This window comes from Cerasibacillus terrae (assembly GCF_008039555.1).
Lineage (GTDB): Bacteria > Bacillota > Bacilli > Bacillales > Amphibacillaceae > Cerasibacillus > Cerasibacillus terrae.
The window spans coordinates 15,096-39,317 of the sequence record NZ_VDUW01000001.1 but is presented as its reverse complement, the minus strand read 5'-3'; the positions used below and the strand labels follow the sequence as shown (position 1 = coordinate 39,317).

General features: G+C 33.5%; 29 protein-coding genes. 11 read left to right on the top strand and 18 right to left on the bottom strand.

Going from position 1 to position 24,222, the window contains the following annotated elements:
* Positions 1–153: 153 nt before the first annotated feature.
* From darG to FHP05_RS00190, 3 genes are all read right to left on the bottom strand, one after another.
* Positions 154–1,179, bottom strand: a complete 1,026-nt coding sequence (gene darG / locus FHP05_RS00200) for a type II toxin-antitoxin system antitoxin DNA ADP-ribosyl glycohydrolase DarG (protein ID WP_147664939.1) — start codon at positions 1,177–1,179, stop codon at positions 154–156.
* A 20-nt stretch (positions 1,180–1,199) separates the two neighbouring features.
* Positions 1,200–1,829 carry a type II toxin-antitoxin system toxin DNA ADP-ribosyl transferase DarT gene (gene darT / locus FHP05_RS00195; RefSeq protein WP_147664937.1) on the bottom strand — a complete coding sequence of 210 codons (630 nt, stop codon included), beginning with the start codon at positions 1,827–1,829 and terminating at the stop codon, positions 1,200–1,202.
* 64 nt (positions 1,830–1,893) lie between these two features.
* The gene (locus FHP05_RS00190) at positions 1,894–2,715 is read right to left on the bottom strand and encodes a tyrosine-type recombinase/integrase (protein ID WP_147664935.1); all 822 of its coding nucleotides are present in this window, start codon (positions 2,713–2,715) and stop codon (positions 1,894–1,896) included.
* Between the two features lie 428 nt (positions 2,716–3,143).
* Here FHP05_RS00190 and FHP05_RS00185 point away from each other — a divergent pair, with 428 nt between their 5' ends.
* Positions 3,144–3,563: a hypothetical protein gene (locus FHP05_RS00185; protein ID WP_147664933.1), complete on the top strand. Its 420-nt coding sequence runs from the start codon at positions 3,144–3,146 to the stop codon at positions 3,561–3,563.
* Positions 3,505–4,215: a hypothetical protein gene (locus FHP05_RS00180; protein ID WP_191126189.1), complete on the top strand. Its 711-nt coding sequence runs from the start codon at positions 3,505–3,507 to the stop codon at positions 4,213–4,215. Before FHP05_RS00185 ends, FHP05_RS00180 begins: the two co-directional genes overlap by 59 nt.
* A 218-nt stretch (positions 4,216–4,433) precedes the next feature.
* Here FHP05_RS00180 and FHP05_RS15635 read toward each other — a convergent pair whose 3' ends face one another.
* Positions 4,434–4,562, bottom strand: a complete 129-nt coding sequence (locus tag FHP05_RS15635) for a hypothetical protein (RefSeq protein ID WP_269144265.1) — start codon at positions 4,560–4,562, stop codon at positions 4,434–4,436.
* 489 nt (positions 4,563–5,051) lie between these two features.
* On the opposite strand from FHP05_RS15635, the gene FHP05_RS15630 reads away from it, so the two are divergent.
* On the top strand, positions 5,052–5,174 hold the full coding sequence (locus tag FHP05_RS15630) for a hypothetical protein (RefSeq protein WP_269144264.1): 123 nt from the start codon (positions 5,052–5,054) through the stop codon (positions 5,172–5,174).
* Positions 5,175–5,246: 72 nt separating this feature from the next.
* Here FHP05_RS15630 and FHP05_RS00175 read toward each other — a convergent pair whose 3' ends face one another.
* The 3 genes from FHP05_RS00175 to FHP05_RS15225 form a co-directional block, all read right to left on the bottom strand.
* Positions 5,247–6,620 carry a reverse transcriptase/maturase family protein gene (locus FHP05_RS00175; RefSeq protein ID WP_147664929.1) on the bottom strand — a complete coding sequence of 458 codons (1,374 nt, stop codon included), beginning with the start codon at positions 6,618–6,620 and terminating at the stop codon, positions 5,247–5,249.
* Positions 6,621–7,749: 1,129 nt separating this feature from the next.
* Positions 7,750–8,106, bottom strand: a complete 357-nt coding sequence (locus tag FHP05_RS00165; RefSeq protein WP_191126188.1) for an ankyrin repeat domain-containing protein — start codon at positions 8,104–8,106, stop codon at positions 7,750–7,752.
* A gap of 322 nt (positions 8,107–8,428) precedes the next feature.
* A complete protein-coding gene (locus FHP05_RS15225; protein WP_191126187.1) occupies positions 8,429–8,605 on the bottom strand; it encodes a hypothetical protein in 177 nt (58 codons plus the stop codon).
* A 301-nt stretch (positions 8,606–8,906) separates the two neighbouring features.
* Here FHP05_RS15225 and FHP05_RS00160 point away from each other — a divergent pair, with 301 nt between their 5' ends.
* Positions 8,907–9,203 carry a hypothetical protein gene (locus FHP05_RS00160; RefSeq protein ID WP_147664923.1) on the top strand — a complete coding sequence of 99 codons (297 nt, stop codon included), beginning with the start codon at positions 8,907–8,909 and terminating at the stop codon, positions 9,201–9,203.
* 980 nt (positions 9,204–10,183) lie between these two features.
* On the opposite strand, the gene FHP05_RS15625 is transcribed toward FHP05_RS00160, so the two are convergent.
* Together FHP05_RS15625 and FHP05_RS00155 are read right to left on the bottom strand one after the other, a co-directional pair.
* The gene (locus tag FHP05_RS15625) at positions 10,184–10,312 is read right to left on the bottom strand and encodes a hypothetical protein (protein WP_269144263.1); all 129 of its coding nucleotides are present in this window, start codon (positions 10,310–10,312) and stop codon (positions 10,184–10,186) included.
* On the bottom strand, positions 10,296–10,583 hold the full coding sequence (locus FHP05_RS00155; protein WP_147664921.1) for a hypothetical protein: 288 nt from the start codon (positions 10,581–10,583) through the stop codon (positions 10,296–10,298). Before FHP05_RS00155 ends, FHP05_RS15625 begins: the two co-directional genes overlap by 17 nt.
* A gap of 804 nt (positions 10,584–11,387) precedes the next feature.
* Between FHP05_RS00155 and FHP05_RS15220 the strand changes: the two genes are divergently transcribed.
* Complete coding sequence (locus FHP05_RS15220; protein ID WP_191126186.1) at positions 11,388–11,543, top strand: hypothetical protein; 156 nt, start codon at positions 11,388–11,390, stop codon at positions 11,541–11,543.
* Between the two features lie 80 nt (positions 11,544–11,623).
* Here the strand turns inward: FHP05_RS15220 and FHP05_RS00150 are convergent, their stop codons facing one another.
* On the bottom strand, positions 11,624–11,926 hold the full coding sequence (locus tag FHP05_RS00150) for a hypothetical protein (protein ID WP_147664919.1): 303 nt from the start codon (positions 11,924–11,926) through the stop codon (positions 11,624–11,626).
* Positions 11,927–12,548: 622 nt separating this feature from the next.
* On the opposite strand from FHP05_RS00150, the gene FHP05_RS00145 reads away from it, so the two are divergent.
* Both FHP05_RS00145 and FHP05_RS00140 read left to right on the top strand, forming a co-directional pair.
* Positions 12,549–12,803: a hypothetical protein gene (locus tag FHP05_RS00145; protein ID WP_230973893.1), complete on the top strand. Its 255-nt coding sequence runs from the start codon at positions 12,549–12,551 to the stop codon at positions 12,801–12,803.
* A 119-nt stretch (positions 12,804–12,922) separates the two neighbouring features.
* Positions 12,923–13,189, top strand: a complete 267-nt coding sequence (locus FHP05_RS00140; protein WP_230973892.1) for a hypothetical protein — start codon at positions 12,923–12,925, stop codon at positions 13,187–13,189.
* Between the two features lie 628 nt (positions 13,190–13,817).
* Here the strand turns inward: FHP05_RS00140 and FHP05_RS00135 are convergent.
* The 4 genes from FHP05_RS00135 to FHP05_RS00120 form a co-directional block, all read right to left on the bottom strand.
* On the bottom strand, positions 13,818–14,816 hold the full coding sequence (locus FHP05_RS00135) for a replication-relaxation family protein (protein WP_191126185.1): 999 nt from the start codon (positions 14,814–14,816) through the stop codon (positions 13,818–13,820).
* Positions 14,817–15,165: 349 nt separating this feature from the next.
* Positions 15,166–15,660 carry a hypothetical protein gene (locus tag FHP05_RS00130; protein WP_147664915.1) on the bottom strand — a complete coding sequence of 165 codons (495 nt, stop codon included), beginning with the start codon at positions 15,658–15,660 and terminating at the stop codon, positions 15,166–15,168.
* Positions 15,661–15,735: 75 nt separating this feature from the next.
* Positions 15,736–16,170, bottom strand: coding sequence for a hypothetical protein (locus FHP05_RS00125; RefSeq protein WP_147664914.1), 435 nt, complete (start codon positions 16,168–16,170; stop codon positions 15,736–15,738).
* Entirely contained in the window at positions 16,171–18,030 is a 1,860-nt protein-coding gene (locus tag FHP05_RS00120; RefSeq protein ID WP_147664912.1) for a YfjI family protein, read from the bottom strand.
* 585 nt (positions 18,031–18,615) lie between these two features.
* Between FHP05_RS00120 and FHP05_RS00115 the strand changes: the two genes are divergently transcribed.
* The 4 genes from FHP05_RS00115 (at position 18,616) to FHP05_RS00100 (ending at position 20,899) form a co-directional block, all read left to right on the top strand.
* Entirely contained in the window at positions 18,616–18,828 is a 213-nt protein-coding gene (locus FHP05_RS00115; protein ID WP_191126184.1) for a helix-turn-helix transcriptional regulator, read from the top strand.
* 137 nt (positions 18,829–18,965) lie between these two features.
* Positions 18,966–19,175, top strand: coding sequence for a helix-turn-helix domain-containing protein (locus tag FHP05_RS00110; RefSeq protein ID WP_147664909.1), 210 nt, complete (start codon positions 18,966–18,968; stop codon positions 19,173–19,175).
* Positions 19,176–19,196: 21 nt separating this feature from the next.
* A complete protein-coding gene (locus FHP05_RS00105) occupies positions 19,197–19,517 on the top strand; it encodes a hypothetical protein (protein ID WP_230973891.1) in 321 nt (106 codons plus the stop codon).
* Between the two features lie 164 nt (positions 19,518–19,681).
* Positions 19,682–20,899, top strand: coding sequence for an IS110 family RNA-guided transposase (locus tag FHP05_RS00100; RefSeq protein WP_147664908.1), 1,218 nt, complete (start codon positions 19,682–19,684; stop codon positions 20,897–20,899).
* A 45-nt stretch (positions 20,900–20,944) separates the two neighbouring features.
* Here FHP05_RS00100 and FHP05_RS00095 read toward each other — a convergent pair whose 3' ends face one another.
* The 4 genes from FHP05_RS00095 to FHP05_RS15490 all read right to left on the bottom strand — a co-directional run bounded on the left by FHP05_RS00095 (position 20,945) and on the right by FHP05_RS15490 (position 24,174).
* Positions 20,945–21,184 carry a hypothetical protein gene (locus tag FHP05_RS00095; RefSeq protein WP_147664906.1) on the bottom strand — a complete coding sequence of 80 codons (240 nt, stop codon included), beginning with the start codon at positions 21,182–21,184 and terminating at the stop codon, positions 20,945–20,947.
* Positions 21,185–21,490: 306 nt separating this feature from the next.
* Positions 21,491–22,054, bottom strand: a complete 564-nt coding sequence (locus tag FHP05_RS00090) for a hypothetical protein (RefSeq protein ID WP_147664904.1) — start codon at positions 22,052–22,054, stop codon at positions 21,491–21,493.
* A 167-nt stretch (positions 22,055–22,221) separates the two neighbouring features.
* On the bottom strand, positions 22,222–22,323 hold the full coding sequence (locus FHP05_RS00085) for a flagellin (protein ID WP_407923413.1): 102 nt from the start codon (positions 22,321–22,323) through the stop codon (positions 22,222–22,224).
* Between the two features lie 357 nt (positions 22,324–22,680).
* The gene (locus FHP05_RS15490; RefSeq protein ID WP_230973908.1) at positions 22,681–24,174 is read right to left on the bottom strand and encodes a flagellin N-terminal helical domain-containing protein; all 1,494 of its coding nucleotides are present in this window, start codon (positions 24,172–24,174) and stop codon (positions 22,681–22,683) included.
* Positions 24,175–24,222: the final 48 nt, after the last annotated feature.

Here is a 24,222-nt window from a genome sequence, read left to right as displayed (position 1 = left end):
TGCGAGTGTAAGCACGACTTTCCAGTAATAGTAATATTATACATAGAATTTCTATTAATTCTGCTGATTATCTTTAAAAAATAACATAATCACTTTATTACAAAAATACCCCCACTCCTATAAAGAATGAGGCTATACTTTAATATCACTTTACTAATTAATCTCAATCAAATGCTCCCAAGCCTTCCCAATATGCTTTTCTTTAAATAGCTTCCGCTTCCGCTCATTCCAATTATGAACTTCCTCCACAATTTTTTGTACATCGCCTTGTATTTCTGGCTTATTACCTGCAACCCAATGAACCGTTGCAAGTAATTCCAATCCGTATGGAGTTTCAAATCCATGAATTATTTCCCGGACCGCTTCAAGATGATCAACGGCTGATTTATCATCTTCCAGAAACATTTCTGCCTCTTCCGCTGCATCCCTCATTAAATAAATTTCCGCATCTCTACTTCTATCTCCGAACCCTCGAATAAAGTGACCATCTATACGTTGTAAAACATGATTAAGATTATCTGCATAAGGACCGAACTTCCCTTTTTCAAATCTTAATCGAAGTGGTTCACCAACTGTTTGTAGGAAATAAGCTAACTTTTGTATTTCTAATAATGACAATTTATATCCCGGAATGGAGTAATCATTCATCAGCATTAAAAATAACGCTCTTGCTTTAGTCATTTTCGGACGGTTTGTTCGAATCTTTATTTTATCAGGCTTAGGACTTCCCGCAGGTTCATATAAATGAACTTCAACACTCGGTAATTGTTCAAACGCTTTTTCAATCTTTGGGCGTACCTCAGACCATTTGAGTCCTCCATTACCACACCCAAGAGGTGGTACTGCAATAGACTTTAATCCCAAATCTTTTACGACCTTAACTAAATCAACTAATCCAGATTCAATGTCTTCCATTCGGGATTTGCTTTTCCAATGACGCTTAGTGGGAAAATTAATAATAAATTTAGGATTAAATAGTGTCTTAGTATCAACAACATGCATTTTACCGGGTTGCATTTCTTCCTTTCGACAAGCCTTTTGATATTCCGTAAACATCTTTGGATATGCCTGTTTAAATTGAAGGGCAATTCCCTTTCCCATGACCCCTACACAGTTTACTGTATTAACCAATGCTTCCGCTTCATCATTAAGAAGATTACCTTGTTTTAAAATTATCATCTAAATCACCTCCAGTTTAGTTAGTAATACCAATCTCTAATAGCTACTGGCTTATTAAAATTATATTTATGTATTACATCTTCAACTTTTCGTTTCATCTCTTCATTTTTAACAGCAAACCCTAAAAGTATATCAATTGGAATCCCTTTATGGACTAAGAACTCAGCCTGTCTGCGGCGTTTCCTATCTGGATCTTCTTCTGTATCAAACCAATAGCGAGAATTCATTACATCCCAATCAATCTTATCAAGTTCTTGTAAGTCCTTAAAAAATTCCGTAAAAACCATAACTGCATGACCGTCAGTAAATACATACTTTAATTGTGCATTGTGTATAACATCTGTTCTAGAAACTAAATAAATAATATGCTCTTGCCCCAGTTCATATCCTTCCACCTGACCTTTATAAATTGCATATAGCATTGGCGATCTAGGAGCAAAATAAAAAGGAACATAATCATGCAAATCACCGTTTGGTGGAAGCGGTACTGTTTTCATTGACCTTCTATCTTGAATATTATTGTGTGCAATGTTCTCATACTCGACACCTTTTTCATTTACTACGTTATTAGCCAACAATCCACCTTGTTGAAGAATGGATTCTAGATTATCTAAATCGGTAATGTGATAAAGCAACTTTTCAACTGTCATATATGCACATCCAATTCTATAATTATATAAAATTTTTATTCTGTTGTCATTGCCGTCATAACTGTCATTCATGCTTATAAAGTATTTCCACAGCCTTTTGTTTATCCTCTTGCGTTGGCATGGAGTATCGTGATAACATCCCCAATGATGAATGACCACTTAGCGATTGGATGAGTGTTAAATCTGCCCCGCTTCTCTGCAGATCCGTAATAAATGTATGACGAAGCTGATGAACGTGATATCCATATTTATGAATGAGATTTTGCACTGTTCTCACACTAATCCTTTTCCCCCTATTACTCAGGAAGAGAGCTGGATGCTGATCAGTTCGTTGATGTAAATATTTATCAATCGCACGCCTTACTTCCCCATTTAAGGGAATAGATCGTTCCTTATTACCTTTTCCAACTACCGTTAACTTTCCTTTTCTCTCACTCATTTCAATATCTGATCGATCAATTGAAACTAATTCAGACACCCTAACACCAGTATTTAATAACACCATAAGAATGGCAAAATCCCTTTTATTGCTGGTTCGGTCAATTTCACGTATAAGACGATTACGTTCATTTCTTGATAATGCCTCTGGTGCTTCCTTTTTATAATCTGGTGCTTTTACAATTGAAATTTCCTCCATGCATTCTTCCTTACCTGCAAATTTGCAATATTTCTTAATAGCGTTCCAAATCTTATTAATAGTTGAAGCACTCTTTTTCTTTGCTGCTAAATAATCTATGTATTGCTGAACATCAGAGCGGGAAAATTCCTCAATGTTCGTTCCGCTACCAACAAGCCACTTATCGAATTGTTCAAGACAATACACATACGTTTTAATCGTTGTAGCAGACTTACCTCGCATTCCATCTTCTTGAAACTGTACAAGCAAATATAATCCTCCCTAATATATCACTAAATAATTCCACGCAATAATTTCTCTTATTTAAATTCTACAATACTATCGATAATCCTGCAAAAAGGAGATTTTAAAAAAGAAAAAATGACGTAGAATTATAGTTCCACGCTGTTATTCTACGCTATTTAAAACCTTTTAATAAATTCCTTTTCAACCAGTTATAGGAACCATTGCATACCAATCATCATTATTATATGCAAGAATGGTCAATCAGTACATACATTCTAGTAAAAGATATTAAGATTAGATACTTATAATGATGTCATTTCTCTTTCTATGGTGTATCGGTACTAATTACTTCTGTATTTTTAATACATTAATTTCCCAACTTTACAAACAATAAAATTGGGAGGTTTATGATGAGTATCAGGACTAGGCAGCGAACTGGGATTACTGACCAAATGGATGCAAGTGGTAATAAATTTAAAGCTAAACAATGCTTTGGACCCCTATGCAATGGCATATATAGATCTTTGGAATCTTTCCACAAAAATAAAAAGGGACTTGGCGGAAGGAAAGAAAAATGCATTGAATGCGTTAGATACGATAGGGGTACTAAAAAAAGAAACGACAACATCCTTATCGAAAAATATATTGATGGTAAAAAGGTTACACTAAAAAGCTGTACCGTTTGTGGTGAGTTTAAGGAACTAAACCAATATAGTAATGCTAAAGGACAACTTTATAACAAATACCCTTCATGTAAAAGTTGTGAAAATAAAAGGTTAAAAGATTATTACAAGGACAATAAAGCGAAAGTAAATGAAAAGGGAAAAAAGTACTATCAAGAAAATAGAGAAATTGATTTTAGAAAGATCTAGCAGGTATAGAGAAGATCATAGGGATCGTTATCTTTTATTGCAAAGAAATTGGAGGAAAGAAAACAAGGAACATATTAAAGATTATAACCAAAAGCATTACGCCGAAAAGAAAACGCATTATAAATTAGTTCGAAAGAGGTATTATAATAATAATAAGCCAAAATTCAAAGCTTTGAGAATAAAATGGACAGAGGAGAATCCCGAATTAGTAAGACTCTATTCTCAACGTTATAATGCAAAGAAAAAAGCCCTTCCATATGATTTAAGTGCGGATGAATTAGACGATATCTACAGTCAATTTAACTACTCCTGTGCATTAACTGGTACATCTAAAAATTTACATCATGAACATTTTATCTGTATTGATACTGGACATATGGGTACTACATACGGTAACATTATTCCCCTTGATGGAAGCTTAAACATTAGTAAAAATAATAAAAATCCTTTTGAATGGATTAAAGACTTTCCTAAATACCAAATAAACTTCAACTATATTGTATCAATACTATCCAGTATCAATGGGCTTTCTGTGGATGAATATAAACAGTTTGTATACTGGTGTTACGAATACAAAAGAACTATTGAAGAAATAGAAAATGATCAAAGATTATCAATAGAAATCTGGTTATCATCGTTCAAACGTATTTAAGTGGAATATAAATAAAGGACTTGTATCTTTTTCCAAGTCCTTCGAATTATTACTTAAATAACCAATGTATGTATAAGTTGATCATATTGTTGGAACTGCAAAAATCGAAAGCGAACGAATACTTGATGCAAAGGGTATAAATTTGATCCGTCTTTGTTAGATGAATCTAATGAATAATCTCCTGTGGTCGTGATTTAAGTAATTATAGATGTGAAAAGTTACAAGCTAAATCTGTCTTTATCATTTAAAAAACGAAAATATTCATTTGTTGCGTTTTTATCTTTAAACACTTTGCCCGTTAAATAATATCCCCGAATATCAAAGCCAATTACACCAAATCTTTTCATCCCCGCTCCCACCCCGTTCAAAATACGGACATCGCCATCTAATTATACAATCTTCCTCCATACTGGAAATGACAATCTTTCTGGTAAAGTGGATGGCATTACCGTAACGATTTAGTGTTTCTTTCGAAATTGGATCACCTTGCAAGTCTGTATGGCATAATGAACATGATCATAGATTGCCAATGCAGTTAGTATGTTAGTTTTGGTTGCAAGCTCTATAAGAAATGCAAAATAAAAAAATTCCTAATATCAAAACTAATAATAACATACCTTATCACTCCCATGCCCCTTTTAGAGTTCACATATTGCCATTTCATCGTTCACTTTATATCAAGGCAGTATATCGCTATTTTAATAGAACCGTGAGTAGCTCCTCTTCAATTCAAGGATTTTGTTCGTGTAATCCCGCTCCTTTAAAATATAAATATTTGGTGCAAAATGTTTAGAAGCTGGTTCACATAAAAATGCTCCTATTGTAGAAGGGAGAATATGGTTATTCTCGAAGTTTCAACAAAAGAGCTTTTACAACTTATTATTGCAGTCACTTTAATTTATTTTTTAATTGTGTATTTTCATGAATTAAAGCAAGGTGATCCTGATATATTGCTTTAAGCCTTTTCATATCTTCTGTTTTTCTCACAATAAGTTGTTGTAGTTTAGCCCTTTTTTGTTTTTAACTTTGTTTCATTCTCCCTTTTTAATGCTTATTTTATACCCTAGTGCCTTTTCTAATTTTTTCTTCCTATTTTTAATTTGCTGCATCATTAGGTTATTTGTATTTGGAGAGATTTTATCGAAAGAATTTTGTGATCTCATTGCATAGGAAATGAAGTTACCATAAAGTCCTTTGTTAATTCCCCAATCAGTATATAATCTGTACAATTTTTTCCTATAAGGAATTTTTGGGAGATTCCTTTTTCTTTGTACTTTCTTAGCCTTTTCGATTAATTTATAAGCGTTTCGGTAAAATTTATAAGGACTTTTTCCTCTCATTTCGACATTTATACCATCAAAAACAAATCCTAAATAATCTATCTTATCTTCCTTTTCTGTTTTTAGATTTGTTATCAATCCCTGATTGTATTGATAAATATTTGTTTTTTCTCGCTCTATTGTTAACTTTTCCATATCAACTAATGAATAAATTTGTTGCTCAATTTTTCTAAACTGTTCATCTGTTAATATTTGACCTTTATTTTCCGACGGTAAAATCACAATAAAGTCATCAGAATATCTTCTATATACTCCACCATGCTTATCCACCAACTTTTTAATATGAACATCAAAATAAATGGAATAGACATTTGATAAGATTGCGCTAATAGCAGTTCCTTGAGGAATACCACATGCATTTCTATTTACTTGTATTGGATAAATAGCTTTGAATTTACGGAATTCTGCGGGGCTATTAAAATAGCTCTTTTGTTTTTTTTGCTTTAATTTTTTGTCTGAACCACAATATTTACTTATAACACGTTTATTATAATAACTAAATTTAGTGACAGACCGAAACACTTTAAACCAATCGGCTGGTAATCGTTTTACATTAAGGACTTCACATACATTGTGTTTTAATTTATTATGATCCAGCGTATCAAAGTAACTTTTAAAATCTCCTATTAAAATAAAAGATGACTGGAATTTTTGGATTTCATTAATTACTTTGGCCGCATACTCTATATTAGAGTTTCCACGTTTCTCCGGTTTTGAACGATACGCAATCACATTTGTATCTATGTCATTATTTTCGACCCAACGATTATAATATTTATTTAATTCGTCCCCGTAATATCTATAAATAAAGTTATCTATATGGCTCGCATACATAATAGGACGTTTTTTTGAATTAATTGGTCTAGGCCTGCTGTCAATAATATCTGTGGTTTGTTCGTTATATTTATCATATCTGCTTACATATCGAATGAATGGATAAAAGTTGTGTGTTGCAATTTTTTCGGGGCTTTTAACATAACTTTCTGTTTTTAAGTTGAAGAATCTCTTCTTATCAAAATGCAAATATCCTTTAGGTATATATTTACAAAACTCATTCTTCTTCATTAACAGTCTCCTTAGTTGGAGCAGGTCAGAAACAATCCAGCACTTGTTTTCTCCTTTCCTGCACTCGCTAATACTACTGCAAAAGCCAATATTAGACTAGTCATAGTTCACCGCAATTTATGACTATTAACAATTGCGGGACGCTGGGCAAGTCAACTTATATTGTATAATGTTATCAAGCAATTAGATAAAGATTGGAGTTGCATAACAATGAATTTCATCATGTGCTATACAATTGAAATACTTTATCTTGATTTAGTACAATTGGGAATATTCTTAATTGCATCTAAGTCATCGGCTGTGAAAGATTTCTATAGAAACTTCACTTTGCTCGACAGTTTCAAACATTAAACCTTACTACCTAATGTAATAAGCTTCTTTATTATAACATGGGAATCGTTGGAAATCTATTAATCAATCAGTCTATTGCATTTGGCTATTTCAGTAAATTTCTATAATGAAGAGACCAAATATAAAAAGAAGAAGGTTTAACTGTTGCAAGATTACTGGGGATCACATCAACCTTGCCCCATCCTATTGGTAAGTCTTCTAGAGAGTAAATAGTTCCACATGAAATTTGACCCGACTACACTCCACGAATTTTGTCAAATGAACGTTTTATTGTGAAGGAAGTGCTGTGGAGAGAAATCTCTGCAGGACTTTTCTTATTCATTTATTCTAACGGAATCATGATAGTGGATTGGAAACACGGGGACGGTTCTCGTGTTTCATTGATAGAAAGTCCTGTGGAGAAATATCACTGCAGGGCTTTTCTTTTTCTTATATTTTTATGAATGAAGAAAAAGGACAAAGATGGAGTAATTTTACCCTCAAATCACTCCCGCTCCCATTCCCCCTCACAATCTGGACACTGCCATTTCACGGTTCTATCTTTCTCACGACTGTATATCGCAATCTTTCGAGAACCGTGAGTAGCACCGTAATGAAGTTGATCTTTTTCTGGGATTTCTTTTCCTTGTAAATTAGTATTGCAATATGGACAGAATTCTTTGTTGTCTCTAAGTTTACTCATATATTGCCCGCCTTTCATTTGTGGAGTAGTTGATAACTGTGCTTCTACCGCTTCCTTATTACACTATTATATCGGTAATTTTAGCAGCTGATTTAGTTACTGAACATACTCCCTAAGCAATTCTATTATTTCTGATTGATAATGGCCATCCCAGCCACTTGATGCTCTTTCAAAACAGGCAGTATCCGCTACTGCACCATATTGTAATAGAAATTTAGCAATATCATAAAACCCGAAATAATAGGCAATGTGAAGTGCAGTTCTACCTAGTTTGTCTTTTTTATTGATATCGACACCATGATGAATCAGCCTTTGCATAAAGGTGAGATTATTTTCATAAACAGCCCAATACAAAAGGCTTTGTGTATTTATTTCCTCATTCACGTCATGTGTTTTTAAATAATGATCCAAATTTGCTATATTTCCAGTCTGAAGCAGCTTCAGATATTCCATTTCTGACACCTCTTTCATTTTAGTAAATCAAACTAAGAAAAAGAGTATTGTTAGCTACTTATTCCCTCTTATTTCTTAATCTTAAACCACTTATCCCACAACAATTCGTGAAAGACAAAGTTATATTTAATCATGACTCCACGATGAAACTTGGAATTAAAAAAGGATGGATAGGCTGGTTAAAAAGGAGGTTTACGATAACTAAATATGTTGCTGCTACATTAAGACTAATCGCCATTGCATTGATGAAAAAGATAAGTTTAAAGAAGTCCATGTAAGTTCACCTTGCTTTGGATTTAAATGATGTGTTTTATAGTATTTATTATACTTCTTCCTTTTCCCCTTTTAGCCTTGAACATCGTTTCATAATACAACCTGCAAGCGGATTTAAAATATCAAGTCTTTCATTTAAGTTTTGATTCCAATTAACTTGATCAAGGGCTTGAGTTGATTTTGCTTCGAATTTTTTTACAATGCCGAGTATGTAGTATGCACCCATTATATCCCTCACTTTACGATTTGCATCTTTTTATATCAGATCTATACCTCAATTCCTTGACAGGTCAGTTTGTGGTCATAAATGGGTAATTTAGAGACATGAAAGTGTTGGAAAAATAAATGAAAAACATCCAAAATTGAAGAAGGTTATCTTGTTAGTATGTTTTTCATATATTTCATTTTTGTTTATAATGAATATAACCGTAGTTAAAGTTTGGCTGACTATGGGTAAAAGTATATAAATCAACCTGCTTCTTCTTTGACAAGTAGAGGCAGTTTAAAAAACGGAGGATGTTAGAATAATGAATGAAAGAGATATAGATCAGGCTCCTGTAATAGATGTGGATTATATGTGTAGATATATTTCTAAAAATGCAGGAATTGACTCCAAAATAGTAGAAAATATATTATGGTATGAAATGGAATTCTTAGAGGGAAAAGGCGGAATTGGAGAAGTCGGAGAAGAAAATAATGAAGTTATTTATATTGACGAACAAGAACTGTTTAACTTTATTTCAGAAAAAGCAAAGGTGAATGAATTTCTAGTTGAAAAGGTTATCGAAGTGGAGAACAGGTATCTTTCACAAAATAATATTTAATAAAGAAAATCCGTTTTCTTGGTTTGATAAAAACCGAAAAACGTAACCTTGAAGGTTGAGATTCGGTTTTGGGATCGAATTTTATTCTTATCACTTTTTGTTCCCATATCTTCCCCACAATCCGACATTGCCATTTAAGGCACTTATGTAGAATAGCTACAGTTCTTTGGAAGATTGGTTTCCTTTGCAAGTGACCATAAGGATAATATTCATTGTTATCATTCTCTGTTTTTCGTCTAGTTTTGAGCTATCAGTGTTTGCGAAACAATGCTCGCATAAAATCAGCTACTTTTATTATGCGGCATTTAGCTTCGAAAGAGCAATAAACGTAATGTGGTTTCTTCCGTTTCAACTTCCTAATAATTACTTGATTAGTAGCATAGAGGGACTGTTAAAATTTAACATTTTGCAGATAAATGTACAAAAGTAATAAAAATCGTAGCCATTATAGATTTATAGGCTACGATTTTGTCGTTATAGTGATTACTTGCGTTCAGTGTATTGTTTTGGAAATTCGTAAATTCTGTAATTATCCAGTTCGCGTGATTCAGCTACAAAATAACTTCTTCTATATTCTTCTAAGTCATAATCACTAATAAAAAAAGTAATTATCGTCATCTTTTTCATAACTATAATTCACTTCCCTGTGTGACATTATTAATGACTTTAGAATATCTTCTTTATCTTCTTGTTCATCGGTATAACATACTCTTATTAGCTCTGAATCCCAGTTCCAAACAGCATACACAAAAGCCTACCCCATTCATACCATTTCCTTCTCACATTTTCTATTATTTTTTCATCCTCAAGAAAAATCAACGGATTAGCGCCAGTTTCTGTCTCAAATATCTCAGTAATATTGGCTAACACATACTCATCAATAAAATCAAGTCCCTAGAATGCATATAGGCCTGCACCTTTCCAGTGAATATCAAATTCTATATCTTCTATTTCCTCTTGATCATATTCACGCTCATGCACTAAATATTCAATGCTTGCATCTTCATTTCTTCCAATGATAATACATAGAACTCCCCGTTTATATTTTCCTCATTCACATTTAACATTTCTTCATAAAGCACTTTCTGCTGATTATAGCTTAGTTCCATAGCAATGCTCCTTTCCGCAAGCTTCATGATGCTGTAGAAATCCCATAATGAAATACATATCGAAATAGATTTTATTTTCATTATTTACCTGCTTTAATAGGTAAGGAACAGAACTGTGGTAACGTTTATAGAATTGTAATATTTTAATAGAAAACTGCTCGTAGCTTTGTTGCACCATAGCAAGTATCTCAATTGCTACATTTACTCTTTCCTCTGGTTCAATAAGTTGATTCATCTTTTTTCCCTCTTCAAACGCATCTTTATAATCCAAATCTATTCTTCCTTTCAACTGTTTTAAACATTATAGTTTTGAATCATACATATTCTAAGGGGGAAAAGAATAAAATTGGAAAGGCTCAAAGTCCATCTGTATTCTTGATTTTTTGAGATATTCATCTGTAGTTTTTACATAAGGACGAGTACGGAAAATATGTAAAAAATGAATATTAATAAGTAAATATTTAACGATAAATATCTTTTTTCCTTATCTTTTTAACCCTAAAAGTGAGGTCTGATTTTACCGAATCATTCAGGTCAAATTAGAAGTTGCTATATACTAATTGTCGTCTGAATGAAGCTGCTTTTGTTCATGAAAACCCACATATGATGCGCCTTTTGAATAGTGGGGGTTATGAAGTCGTTCATAGGGTGAACTGGGTATATTTGAAACATACCCAGTTCAGTTGATGAATCCCTTTCATGTTCAAGACTTTTCGAACAATATATCGTAACTTCATATAGTATCTATTATTTGTTTCTAGTAAATTAGTAATGGCGTTTGGATAAAAGTCTATTAATGTATGAAGGAATAAAAATGGTAACCAACATTCGTAACTAAAATTAAATAACAGAAAAAAATGAGTTGGAAAATGCAATCGTTAACAATCTTAGTTACGTACATTCGTTGCGATAACAGATGGAATTGTATTATACATAACTTCACATATTGATGGATTCTTGCTCTTTTCTTTTTTGTACTAGGAGTAGTTCATATAATAGCTTTTGCAATGGATACTATCACTCACTATTTTTGACCAAGTGACTTATTGTTTATATTGTAGGAAGGGGCTATGTTATGAGTAAAATGGAAATCCCAGAGAGATTTAAAAATATATTTGAAATGGAAAGAAGGTTTATAAAAGTAATAGAACAGACAAACGATAAGGTATATGATATTGCAATGGAAATCGCAAAAAGAATTCTGCCCTTCGAAAATTTAAAACACATATGAAACAAGGGGTGTGACGGAAAAGCTACACCCTCTGTTTCTTTTCTTAATCATTTAACTCAAAAGCCTTTTGTTCTCTTTCATTATTCAAACTCATTAAGCAATTCTTCATACCATTCTTCTTCAAATTTTGCTTCTTCCATTTCTAAATCCACTTCCTCTTTTGTCATTTCCTTATAATAAACAAGAATCAGATTATCACGATCTATGCTAACACCTATTGAAATTGCATTTGCTATTACTTTGTCGTACGCATTTTCTTTTAATTCCTCGAACTTTTCTTTTTTGTTTTTGTTATATTGCTGTAGGAAAGTCTCGTTTGTAGAAATTATTACAGAATGACGTGTGTCCCCATTATTTACCTCACATTTATAAAAGTTTTCCATAAGACTACCTCTTCCTTAATTTTAGAATAGTAAAATCTACTTTTCTTCTATAGAAATTTAATGATACTTCCTCTTCATAATTCAACGCCTCTAATTGTTCATTATCATATTCCAATGTTCTCTTTGTTACTGTCAACAATTTTGTAAAAATAAGTTTTAACCTTTTATTTATACCAATCCTTTCGTTTTTTAATTAGGTCTATTTTCATCCCTTATTATATTATTGTTTTTTTTCGTATGCAGAAAGAGTTTGAAATCAAAGGTCTTAAACTCCATTTGACAACTTAAAATTACTGTGCTGTAAGGAGTGAATAAAGTAGAGATAGGCTAATATCGCCTTTTTCAAAAGGAGAATGTCTTTATTTATTAGGATGGTTAAAAACACTATTATATAAAAAACTTTACGACAGCAAGGGTTATAATACGGAAATCAACAAGTTATAATAATAGTGTAGAAATCATTTTTATTTACTTTTACTTAAACAAACAACAATATAAAAGACCTTTTGGGTCAATTAATTAGTTAAAAATCATCGATAGGATGTGTGACGAAGAAATGAATCGTTAGCATTCTTTTCGATGTTTTTTTATATGAAAAATCAAGGAAGGGAGGTGAAATAAAATGAATCAATTGGAAAAATTTTATGTAATAAAGAGAACAACAGGAAAAGACGAACGATTTACAGTGATTGACGCAATGTCGCTTGATGAGGCAGATGCAATTTTCCTAGTTCGGCATGAGGAAGATAAGGATGCTATGAAAAAAGGAGAGGAAATCCTCATCTTTGAAGCGGATGGAGACCTAAAATTTGATGAAAACAATCGAGTAGTATTACCGACAAAAGGGGAAATGATAATTCATCGACAGTTATCGTAAAAGAAGGCCTTTCAGCTCCGGGTAAGGTTTAAAAATATCGGTAAGATGTGTGGCGAGAACAATCGTTACAGCATTCTTGCCGATGTTTTTATATTAAAATTAGTATGGAGGGAATCTGAATGAATCAAATGCAACAGTATTTTGTTGTAAGAAGAACGAAGGAGAAGGATGAACAATTTGCAGTGATTGATGCAATGTCTCTAGCTGAGGCTAAGGCGATTTTTAAAGTCCGGTATGACGACTTCGATATCACTAATGAAGAAATGAAGGAAGAGGATTTTTTCATTTTTAAAGCAGATGGAGAGCTGAAATATGATGAAAACAATCGAATACTACTTGCAGAAATAGTTGGAGGTATGGCGATTATTTCAAAGTGGCAGCAATAAGAAGAAATGACAAAAAGATGGCTCCTGTTGGTTTCTAATGGGAGTCATCTTTTTCGTTTCTAATAATGGCAACTGATAATGTTTAGTTTTAGCGTCTGCATAGCAAAAGAAATCCTACAATCAATCTATTGGCTGTATTGAACATCATGTATTATGGTGATGCATGATCTAAACGATTGATGTCTAGGAAGAAATGTCCTAAACATCCAGCAGCCCTGTTATTATGTTAAATTTTTTAGCATCCTTGTAATATATGGTAACGATTAATAGTAACTAATATTAGAAAACGGGATAGATAGAAGAATAAAAAAATCAACAAAATACAGGTCATGCCAATGTTTGTCATGGTATCTATTATTGGTTACCAATCATATGATAATGGCTGTTTCGAGATTAGATAATTATCGTATAAGTGCATTACTTCGCGTAATGGTTACCAATAATCGGAACGAATAGTAAAAAAGAGAAGAAAGGAAATGAGGGTTTAGGTGAGGCAAGTATTGATATGACAATGTTTTACCGTGGTGACTGGTATTGGTTACCAATCAAGGATACTGATTCGAATTTCAATGAAACCTAGTATGTATGCAAGCCATTCAAAACGAATGACTGCTGTGAACTTTATTGATTAGTATTTACGTAGTGCTTCATATACCTTCTTAACGTTAAGCCTTAAAGGTCGAACGATAATTTTTAATCCGGATTCTTTTATCCTTCTTATAACTGCTGAATCGTCCTTAAATTGTTTTACTATATTTTTTGTCCTCCCGATCCCATCGCTAAATGTAGAACGGTTTGAGATGCTTTTATCTGCAATTACAACATCCATAATGTGAAGTTTCTCCGGATTTTTCCCTGCTAGAATTGCATATTTAAATACCTTTTCTATTAAAGTTTCAATAGGCTCCGTTCCGGTATCTAGCTCGATATTTATAATTGCATCTTTTTGTTCCTTTTTTCCTTTTAATTCGATAATCCAATCTGGTTTTACAATAGTTATTGTCGTCCCATATATTTCTGCATTAGATTTATTTCCTGTCATATGTCTTGCTATTTTCGCATGATACGCTCCACTATTTTGTCGATGTAAGTTTTTGTATTTCCTTACCCATTCCGTATATGGATACAATGCTGGAGAACGGGAGAATAACGTTTTATTGTATAGAACTGGGTATTTCGTTTCACGAGTATCTGCATCTTTTATTGCTTTAGCGTTGAAGGTGATTAATATATTGATCACCGCTTGTTGTGTTGCTAAATAGTGCATTAAATTCTTCTTTTGATTAAATTTATAGATTTTGGATTTGCTGTATAATTGGTCTAGAAGTTCGTTTTCAATTAATAAATCAATGGCCTTGCTTCCAATGCACAAAAATTTAAATCGCTCTCCGTCGAACCCTTCACTGAATTGTTGTCCACGAATCAAGTGGTATTCCTCGAATTTCCGGACACGATTCTTAAAACTGTATTCTGTGATTTTTAATTCAAATAGATGTTTAGCAACTTGATAAAATTGTTGCAGGGTTAGCAAACGTTGCTGCTCTAAAAATACCAATAAATCTAAATCTACTTTAGTGAGTTCCAGTCGTTGCCGTGCGTTTTTCTTTAAGATGATTTTATCTAGCACTTGATTTTCTCCTTTCCTATTGGGGTGAATATTTTTTGCTTATTAGAACACTTTCGGAATTTCATTTTTCACTATTATTGTCGGCTATATAAAAAGTGGATTACATAGAGATTGTTCCTGTAAATAATGCACTTTTCCTGAATAATAAGGTTTGAAGGCCTAAATTTTACTTAGAAACCTTATTACCTGAGTAGTTGGAAGTGAAAGGGAAGTGTTCTATTAATAGTGTACTTTCAAATTTTGATATTTCTAGCATTACAAATATAAAGAGGAAGCGTTTTTAATAATAACGTTCCCTCTTAACATATTGATTAATATACTATCTTAATTTTCGTGTATCATTTGTTGTTTAGAGTTGTAAGTGGCTTAACTGGTTCTTCCAGATTGTTTCTTCAGGAATTATTTCTAGCATCATCAATCCCCAAACGATTTCTTCGGAATGATAATAATAATCACATTTTAATTCGATGAAGACAGAATGAATTGGGCCATGCAGACTATCAAGATAAGGTTTAAATGTTTTAGGTGTAAGCCCAACGAGATAAGGGATGACAGGATCATTGGTTACATCCCAATAGAAAATATTTTGTTCCAGTACTTCAGAAAAATCATATTCATCCTGACCGTGAAATTGATGAAGGTTGTCCATAATATAGTTAAAAAGTAATTGATCATATTCTTTAAAATTGGCATGGATATGAATGCCGCCACCGTCTAGAAAATCCTGTTTGGTTAGCTTGAGAATTTTGCGATAGTAATGCTCTTCAATCATAATGTTGTTTTGGTTTTGAGAGGAACATGCATTGCAATATTGACATTTGTTTAAATTATTTAATTGGAACATTTATATGCCTCCTAATATGGTTGTAATTATTTTTTATTGGTTAGGAGGACGAATCCTCCTAACAACAAATAAACTTTAATATTTACCTTTTTTTAAGTGAGGGTTCTTAGAATAAAACCATTTTAAAAAGGACTTTGCCTTTTGATAGGCTTTAGCAAATGGTATATTTTCGTGTAGTCCTTTTATATTTGTTGCTTTTTGATACTTATCGAATCGGCAGCGATATACATCAACTGTTTTATCATTGTTTCTTTCAATAAACACATATCCGCTTGAACTATACTGATACCAATAAACTTCACCGAAATTTGCAACATTCCAGTTACGTTCTTGAGCAAACGTATTATTCAACAATCGTCTTTTGATTTGTTGTCTATTGGTATGAATATAATTACGAGTGCTGTCAGGAAGGGCAATGCTTTCTTCCATACCAACGAGTAAATCGTCTCCACTAACCCAAATATCGATACGATGGTTGTCTAATTGATGCAGAAATCTCGTTAAATCCACTTATATTTTCTCAACTTTATATCCATCATTAGATGTTGTATAATAGTCGTTGATTAGATTATTTTTTTCAGGATTTTTATGGGAGTCAGAGGTTGTAGGAGACCCCTGTCTCTCTTCTTTTTGTTCAATCACATCAACTTCGACAGTGTTATTAGGGTTGTTAGGGGACACTAGGGTTTCTTTTTCCCCTTCTCCTGTTACAGTGTTTTCAAGGGCTTTAGCCTTATTAGGGTAATTATGGTACTCTTTTTTGCCTTTCGTATTTTTTAGTGCGCTTGGATTTACCCAGATTAAGCCTTTTTTCCCTGATTTACCACCGTACGTTTGCTGGATATACGAGTGGTATTCGAGGATGTCATAAGCCTGCTGCATTCGTTCTTTTCCTTTGATTTTTTTCTTTGTATTTTGATGAATCGTTTGTTTTTCGACAATAGGACTATTTTGATTAAGAATCTTTTCTAATAGATATTCAGCATCATCATAATCTTGATTTTTTTTCATAACACCGAATGCTTTTTCGGCGTGGGAAATCATATACTCTTTTAGTTGAAAAGCCGAAGCTAATGTTTCCTTACTAATCGTTGTATCTACATCTGTGATGTTCTCAGCTTTTGTTGCTTGGTAGGATACATGGAGCAATCCTGCAATTCGTAATAAGTTACCAATTAATTTTCCAGCCCATGCTTTTAAATCATCATGAAATGCACCATTTTCTCGGAATTCGGCTTCTACCTCATCCATTGTGTCGTATAAAAGATCTAGAGCATCTTCGGACAGTTTTAATGAAATAGCTTCTTCTGTCTCCCAAGCCAATAGTTTTCGAATGAAAGAATGATAGGAGTCAGTGATATCTACTGGAATTTCAGGCGCCCTAGAATCTCGATGTCCTAAATTGTCATTAGGGATTGAAAAAATAAACCTTGCCATTAATCCACGTTCATGTACAGAACTAGGTAGTTCTTTTATGACACTTGGTTGCGCTGTGACACAAATCGTCATTGTAGGTTTTTCGACTATTTCTGTATCCCTAGTGATTCGATCAGACCGCATATAATCCCCGCTATATGGTTTTAGATACACATCGTACCTTATTTGATCCACATTCTTATTTTTGAATCGCCCAAAAAAATCACCTTCAGATGTTAAAAGAGAAATCTTATCTCCGTTTTGATTCATTCCGGAAACTATAGCCTCTGGAGTAGCATCGTCAATCTTTATAGTTGGCAAATATAATGGTGGAATTTCCTGTAATCGTTTATTGGCTTCTTTCATTTCCTCTAAATACTCTGGGTTTTGATCTTTGGCATACTCGCGTTGCAGTGCTTCTTTTCGTTTTTCTAAAGCTGTGCGCTCTGCTTGGCGATTCTGAACAACTAACTCCATTTCTTCCCTTCGTTCTTTTTCATATTGACCAATCGGTTCTTCCATGATTGAAAAACCGGCCGATTTACGAGTTGATGGATCCAATAAAGAAACATTATATAGATTCAATGGTTCATGCCAACCTAATTTCGGTCTTGCTTCGAACTTCTTTTGAATACAAGTTGATAGAATCCCCAATCCGACTACAGCTGGTAGGTCAATCGGTGTTTGGATAGATTCAGCAACGTGTTTTACCATACTTCTTATCGGTTCATTAAAAACATTTACTGGAAATGGTGGAGTAGGATATTTATCAAAGGTAACCGGTGCTTCCCATTCAGCTTGTTCATAAGCTAGATCATCGGAATCTTTATTTAATGTTCCAATAACTTCATTTGCAAGCTCTTCTCCTGCGCCGCCATTTGTTTTTCTCCATTTTCTTTTTTGTTGGTTCGCACTCATATTGAGCGAAGATGTTGTTTGGTTTTTATCGTTCATTTTGATTCTCCTCGTAACTGTTGTATTTTTGTACCTTAGTTCCCCTAGCGTATCTACATCCCTTTATTTACGGGGCTTTGGGTCAGGGGTGGGTTGTTCCAGCTTCGTACCCTAATGCCCCTAACTGTTTTTAAAATTACATCCGCATCACCACTATCAATCCAATATTCTTAACAAACGACAAAAAATCCCCAATGAATAAATCTACATCAACTGATATAGATTCAACATTGGGGATTTCCCTTTTTCCGTGTTTATTAAGTTAATGCTATATTAATATAAAAGCATGGACTTGGCAATAGATAACTCTCGAAAAAATAAAAAATGTTTTATGTATTAGAATATTGAATGTTAGAGGATATAATGAGAATAGTATTTTGATAGACAGCTAAAAAGGTTTATATAAAATTATGTACCAAACTATTAAAATCTGAATAAAACCCTGTTATAGTATTTATACAAAAGATAAACAAAAACAAAATATAATATGTAAAAAGGGAGAACCCCATTTCAAGAATCGTAGTTCATATGCTACGAATCTATTGGCGGTTATCCCTTTTTCTTTTTAAGGAGGTGTACCCTTTAATGAAAATAAAATTAAAAAACAAGAAAAGATTCCAAATGATTTTAATTGAAAAAGGCTATACGCAGCGAGCCTTTTCTAAAAATATTGGAATGAGTGAGAACTACGTTAATCAAATAATCAATTACAAGAAGCATCCTAGCCCAGCAGTTGCGATGAAGATTGCTTCGGTACTAGAGCTAGACTTTAATGACGTATTTGATGTTAGCAATTAACACATCTGAGGGATTTGTCAAATGGGAGTTTTAATTTTAGCCTCTCAAACTCTCCTTTGTGGGTGAAAACAATCGGTAATAAAATATAATCAAGCGTTAAAACAAAGCAAGCACTTTTTGGAAGGAAGGTGATATAGGTGAAAGTGTTATTAAAGGATTCTATTGAATTTAGAAAAGTCCTAATAGAAAAGGGCTATTCCCAACGAAAGTTTGCAAGAGAAATAGACACAAGTGAAGCTTATTTGAATCAGATTATTAATATGAAAAAACATGCATCACCGGGTGTTGCAAGGAAAATAAGCAATGGGCTTGAGATAGAATTTAAGGATTTGTTCATCATTAAATAATGAAGGAGTTGGAAGTGAGAGATGAAAACATTGGATGAAGTGGAATTAATGAAGAATGCGGGTCCTGAATGGGCTTCTATAATATATCTATTTAAAAATCATAGCAAACTGCAAAACTATTTAACGAATTATTATTTCGATTTAGACAATGGACTAATTCTTGTGAAGGAGTTATTAAAAAAATCAAAACCGTGGTCAAGAAGTGAACAGTTTATGCTGAAACTTGCTATTCATTTGTTTAATAGCGAGGCTAAGGTAGACCTAAATGATATTGATTATTTGGATATCAACAATAAACAGTTAGTTATGGAAGCATTTAAGATTCGATTTAAAGGAATGTAGAATAAGGGTTATTTGTTTTTCTATTTAAGTATTTATTTTAATTAGATATACAGGGTAAAAGATTGTTAAACTAACGTATCACTGCGAGGACTGCTCCATCGTTCTAACGCTATAACTGACGCTGTTGCAATTTTCACCCTATATTTAGAAGGAGATAATTAACTTTGAAAATTAACAAAATGAAATATTTATACGTAGGTGTTGACCTTCATAAAAATAAGCATGTTGCTGTTCTATGCAATTGTGTTTTCGACAAAATTGCAACCTTCAAAATTGGGAACACACCCGCAAAGTTCCCTGAATTTATTAACAAATTAAAGAAATACACGAAGGGACAAGATGTAATTTTTGGATTGGAAGATGTAAACTTTTACGGACGTTCTTTTGCCAAATTCTTAATTCAAAAAGATTTCATTGTTAAAGAAGTGAATTCATCTTATACAAAAAAGAAAAGAAAGGCCGGAACAAATCGTAATAAAACAGATGAATTGGATGCTCTTGCCATTGCCAAAAATTTAATAACTGAATTCGATAAATTACCATACGCTAATCCTAAAGATATCTTTTGGACAATTAAACAAACTCTTAGTAGTAGAAATAATTATATGCAAATGATGGCAAATATAAAAGTAAGTTTGCATAACTTATTGGTGCATAACTATCCCAATTATAAGTCATTTTTTAAAAATTTAGACGGCAAAACAGTACAAGGATTCTTTAAAAAGTTCCCTAATCCAGAACCACTAATGAAAATGAATAGTGCTGAACTTCTAAAAATCCTAAAGGAGTTCAACAAATCAACTCCAGCAAAAAAAGCAGATGAAATTTTACAAGTTGTTAAGGAACACGGATGTTGGGAGAATGGATATCAAGAAGAAAGAAGTAATCTAATCAAATCTTATATTTCTACATTAAACGACTTGGAAGAGGAAATAGAAAAGTTAGAAAAACAAATGGATATACTTATCGATGAAACAGGTTATCCTTTAAAAAGCATACCGGGCGTTGATACGGTACTTGCTGCAACATTTATTGCCAATATAGGTGACATAAACCGATTCTCAAAAAGTAGTAAACTAGCAAAAATTGCTGGTATTGCTCCAATTGAGCATAGCTCTGGTGAAACATCTAAACAATACGCCAATAAGCTCGGAAATCGTGAACTAAATAATGCATTCTACTCCCTTTCTCTGACTCAGATTAGAAAAGATATAAATCCTATTATGTACGAGTATTACCAAAAGAAAATTAAAGAAGGACGAAAAAAGAAGCAAGCAATGGTGTATGTGGAGCGGAGATTGGTGAATATTGTATATCGAATTATGAAAGATAAAGTGCCGTATATGCAGCCTGAACCAAAAGTTGAAGAAGAAAGCGCATGAAATCCAGCTCTAGGACATCATTTCCTAGAGTTCAGCTTCACACTTCTAATGGACAACAGGATGTAATTGTTTCTCAAGGGATTGAATTTTACATTTCAATTCGTGCAATTGGTCATTTAACCTATCAGTTTCCGCCAAAGTAAGCTCATATTCAAGAGAATATTCAGCTATTCTTTTCATTTCATAAAGCTTTGTCCCTATTTCTACGAGGATATGATCTTGCTTCTTACACCATTGGATCTGTTCCTCAAGAAACTTTTTATGCGTTTGGTCATCTTTATCCATTTTACTATCTACTTTTGGTGTTAAGAAAATCGAGAGGACACACAGTTACAATTTTGATAAAATAAAAGGTTTAGACGGGATAATAACTTGTTGGCCTGTCTCTCAATCAAATAAGTTACAATCTTGTTGTACACACAACTGAGCAATTGTTCAAGAAATTTCTTTTGTTCCTCTTTCAAACTGTTATTCGAGAGTAGATCAACCATCCTAGCACTTCTTTTTAAACTCATATTCCACAAACGCGCTAATTATGTAGAATAGCCACTTTATCCTTGTACGGGGTTTAATTTCCTAGATTATGCTTCCTTAATTAATGTATCCTTTATTTCTCATTTCGGATACAAATTGTTCTAGCCAATTTAAATAGTAACCGCAAAGATATAAAATATCCTCGGAACCCTTCCACTCATCAAAAATAAACTGATAAGAAATAGTTGGTGAGCTATCTTTTTGAATGTAAGATACGTTATAGTATTCAGGTTCCACTTGGGTTAACTGCACTATTTCGTCTCCTTCATCGTTAATATTATATGTCTCAACTTCAATTGACTCTTTAGGGTTGACCGTAATAGATGAATACAGATCAGCATTTGCACTAGCAGAAAGCTTTAACTGCTTTCTATGAACAGTATAATTTCTTTGTTTAACCAAAAAACGGATAATCTTGTCTTTTTCAATCACGTCTATTACCGTTTGTACTTCCTTTTTCTTCTTTGCCTTATCTTGGACATATGAAGAAATACTTCTTGTTGCGGATAGAAACGCACTTAAATTATAAGTAAATTCAAGAAGTTGGCCTTCCTTTTCTAAGGATTCCAGTTTTTCAAAAAAGTATTTTGACTCAGCAATTTTATGTCTGCAATATTCCATAGTTATTCTCCTTTATTAAAGTTTTACTGGTTATTAGTTTTTATTACCTAGCTTTCGCAACCTAACCAGAATTCCGTACACCCTTATGGGACTCAGACTTACTTTGATTTAAATGGTTAATAAAAGAGACCCTAGCATAACTAGAGTCCCTTCCAAATAATCTAAAATTAGCGCAGAAGTTGTAAAACTCCTTGTGGCATCTGATTTGCTTGGGCAAGCATTGCTTGTGATGCTTGTGCAAGGATAGATGCTTTAGTTTGAGTCATCATTTCTTTCGCCATCGTGCGAACATTTACTTTCATAAATGACTAGACTATATCTTCACCCTCTAGCAATCTAGTAGGGGTCGGGAACTTCGGATTCACAATGCTGATGCACATTGTTTCACCTACGGATTTCATCATCATAGCTTAGCTTTTAGATGGTTTATCCTAGTCGTTGAACCTTCTCCAGCGTTTCCGCACAGGAGCTTGGCTGCTGATTGCCCAATCTTTTCTTTTTTCAGGACCTTCGCGCCTGTCGTTTCCAACTACGTTGTGGTAAGAAAAGTTCTAAGGGGTTTCCAGCAATTCACCCGATTATAATCGCTAGCCGTTACCAGCTAGGACGACTGTGCTTGTCACTGCTTATGCAGCAGCTAAAGCATAATCTACGTCACGAATACGAGATTCCGCAGCTGTTAAGTTTTCAGCTGAAGTACCTAGGTTATTAATTGTGTGATCTAAACGGTTTTGGTATGCACCAAGTTCAGAACGTTGTGATGATACTTCTTCAATTGCATCGTTGATTACGGTAATTGCCTCCGCCGCACTCTCATGTGTTGATACATCAAGAGCAGCTTCAACATCTTTATTATCTGTACCATCAGTAACAGAATTTGTTTCTGTAAAGCCATCTGCACCAGCTTTACCTGTCAAGCCGAGAGCATTGGCTCTCATATCAGCAATTTCAATAGTCATACTTTGACCTTCATTAGCACCAACTTGGAAGGTAGCTGTGAAATCTTCTTGGACACCACCATCAGTAATTTCTATGTTTTCACCTGCATCTCCGGCAACTTTAGCTTCAATAACAATTGCGGAAGTTGCTGGAGGAGTGGAACCTGTCTCACCATAGTTAGTAGCTCCGTCTCCTTGTATTACATTAACTCCTTCAAGCTCTGAGCCTAACTGTTTAGCAATAGTATTTGCTAATTCAACATCATTACCTGAGCCTGCATTAATTGCTGAACTAATATTAATCCCAATAGCCTCACCATTATAAGCACCTTTATCAGCGTTATAAAATTCAATTTGCTGTCCATTAATTGTCATTCCCGTATCTACCAAATCCTCAATATCAGATGAGGTCATTCCGGAGAAGTCAACTGATTTATAAGCTTTATAGCTGTCAGTTGTACCAATACTGGAAGTTCCAGCACCAGTTATTGCGGTTGTATCAGTAAGTGCATCAATATAACCTTTATCTCCAGCAAAATCTCCTTCTTTTGTTGCAGATAAAGTAATTTTACCTGATCCATCATTAGCTACACTATAATTACCAGATAATGTTTCATTTTTCTTGAGGACTTCATTAAGGGCTGATTCAACAGCATCTCCAAAGTCTGCTGCCGAAAGCACATCTGCATCAGTTGCATCTAAATTTACTGTAACAGAATTAGCTGTAACACTATCACTGTTGACCTTTGCAGTGCCATCTGTTAAATTTGTATCTTGAGCAAAATTAATTGTAATATTTTCACCATTTAATGATAATTCTAAGCTAGTACCAGTAATAGTACTAATATCAGCATTAGCAGTACCAGCATCAACGCCCTCCATTGTAAACACTTGAGTAGCTTCAGTTGTGTCAATAGCACCGTCAGCTAACGATCCACTCAACCCTGAAATACTAGTTTTATCAAGATTAGCTTTGTTTTCACCTTTTAAAAGACTCTGTGTATTAAACTCCGTAGTATTACCAATACGGTTAATTTCAGATGATAATTGATTAATTTCCTTTTGAATTTCACCACGGTCTGTTTCTGTGTTTGTATCATTTGCTGCTTGTGTAGCTAGTTCACGCATACGTTGAAGAATGCTATGTGTCTCGTTTAATGCACCTTCAGCTGTTTGGATCATTGAAATCAAATATGTTATCGCAGTGGCTCTTTATCCGCTGCTTCTTTA

Bases quoted from the DNA above. Each gene is read 5' to 3' on its own strand.
- darG (WP_147664939.1), bottom strand. From the start codon at position 1,179: ATGATAATTTTAAAACAAGGTAATCTTCTTAATGATGAAGCGGAAGCA.
- darT (WP_147664937.1), bottom strand. From the start codon at position 1,829: ATGACAGTTGAAAAGTTGCTTTATCACATTACCGATTTAGATAATCTA.
- FHP05_RS00185 (WP_147664933.1), top strand. From the start codon at position 3,144: ATGGATGCAAGTGGTAATAAATTTAAAGCTAAACAATGCTTTGGACCC.
- FHP05_RS00180 (WP_191126189.1), top strand. From the start codon at position 3,505: ATGAAAAGGGAAAAAAGTACTATCAAGAAAATAGAGAAATTGATTTTA.
- FHP05_RS15635 (WP_269144265.1), bottom strand. From the start codon at position 4,562: ATGAAAAGATTTGGTGTAATTGGCTTTGATATTCGGGGATATTATTTA.
- FHP05_RS15630 (WP_269144264.1), top strand. From the start codon at position 5,052: ATGGTTATTCTCGAAGTTTCAACAAAAGAGCTTTTACAACTTATTATT.
- FHP05_RS00175 (WP_147664929.1), bottom strand. From the start codon at position 6,620: ATGAAGAAGAATGAGTTTTGTAAATATATACCTAAAGGATATTTGCAT.
- FHP05_RS00165 (WP_191126188.1), bottom strand. From the start codon at position 8,106: ATGGAATATCTGAAGCTGCTTCAGACTGGAAATATAGCAAATTTGGAT.
- FHP05_RS15225 (WP_191126187.1), bottom strand. From the start codon at position 8,605: ATGGGTGCATACTACATACTCGGCATTGTAAAAAAATTCGAAGCAAAA.
- FHP05_RS00160 (WP_147664923.1), top strand. From the start codon at position 8,907: ATGAATGAAAGAGATATAGATCAGGCTCCTGTAATAGATGTGGATTAT.
- FHP05_RS15625 (WP_269144263.1), bottom strand. From the start codon at position 10,312: ATGGAACTAAGCTATAATCAGCAGAAAGTGCTTTATGAAGAAATGTTA.
- FHP05_RS15220 (WP_191126186.1), top strand. From the start codon at position 11,388: ATGAGTAAAATGGAAATCCCAGAGAGATTTAAAAATATATTTGAAATG.
- FHP05_RS00150 (WP_147664919.1), bottom strand. From the start codon at position 11,926: ATGGAAAACTTTTATAAATGTGAGGTAAATAATGGGGACACACGTCAT.
- FHP05_RS00145 (WP_230973893.1), top strand. From the start codon at position 12,549: ATGAATCAATTGGAAAAATTTTATGTAATAAAGAGAACAACAGGAAAA.
- FHP05_RS00140 (WP_230973892.1), top strand. From the start codon at position 12,923: ATGAATCAAATGCAACAGTATTTTGTTGTAAGAAGAACGAAGGAGAAG.
- FHP05_RS00130 (WP_147664915.1), bottom strand. From the start codon at position 15,660: ATGTTCCAATTAAATAATTTAAACAAATGTCAATATTGCAATGCATGT.
- FHP05_RS00120 (WP_147664912.1), bottom strand. From the start codon at position 18,030: ATGAACGATAAAAACCAAACAACATCTTCGCTCAATATGAGTGCGAAC.
- FHP05_RS00115 (WP_191126184.1), top strand. From the start codon at position 18,616: ATGAAAATAAAATTAAAAAACAAGAAAAGATTCCAAATGATTTTAATT.
- FHP05_RS00105 (WP_230973891.1), top strand. From the start codon at position 19,197: ATGAAAACATTGGATGAAGTGGAATTAATGAAGAATGCGGGTCCTGAA.
- FHP05_RS00095 (WP_147664906.1), bottom strand. From the start codon at position 21,184: ATGGATAAAGATGACCAAACGCATAAAAAGTTTCTTGAGGAACAGATC.
- FHP05_RS00090 (WP_147664904.1), bottom strand. From the start codon at position 22,054: ATGGAATATTGCAGACATAAAATTGCTGAGTCAAAATACTTTTTTGAA.
- FHP05_RS00085 (WP_407923413.1), bottom strand. From the start codon at position 22,323: ATGATGACTCAAACTAAAGCATCTATCCTTGCACAAGCATCACAAGCA.
- FHP05_RS15490 (WP_230973908.1), bottom strand. From the start codon at position 24,174: ATGATCCAAACAGCTGAAGGTGCATTAAACGAGACACATAGCATTCTT.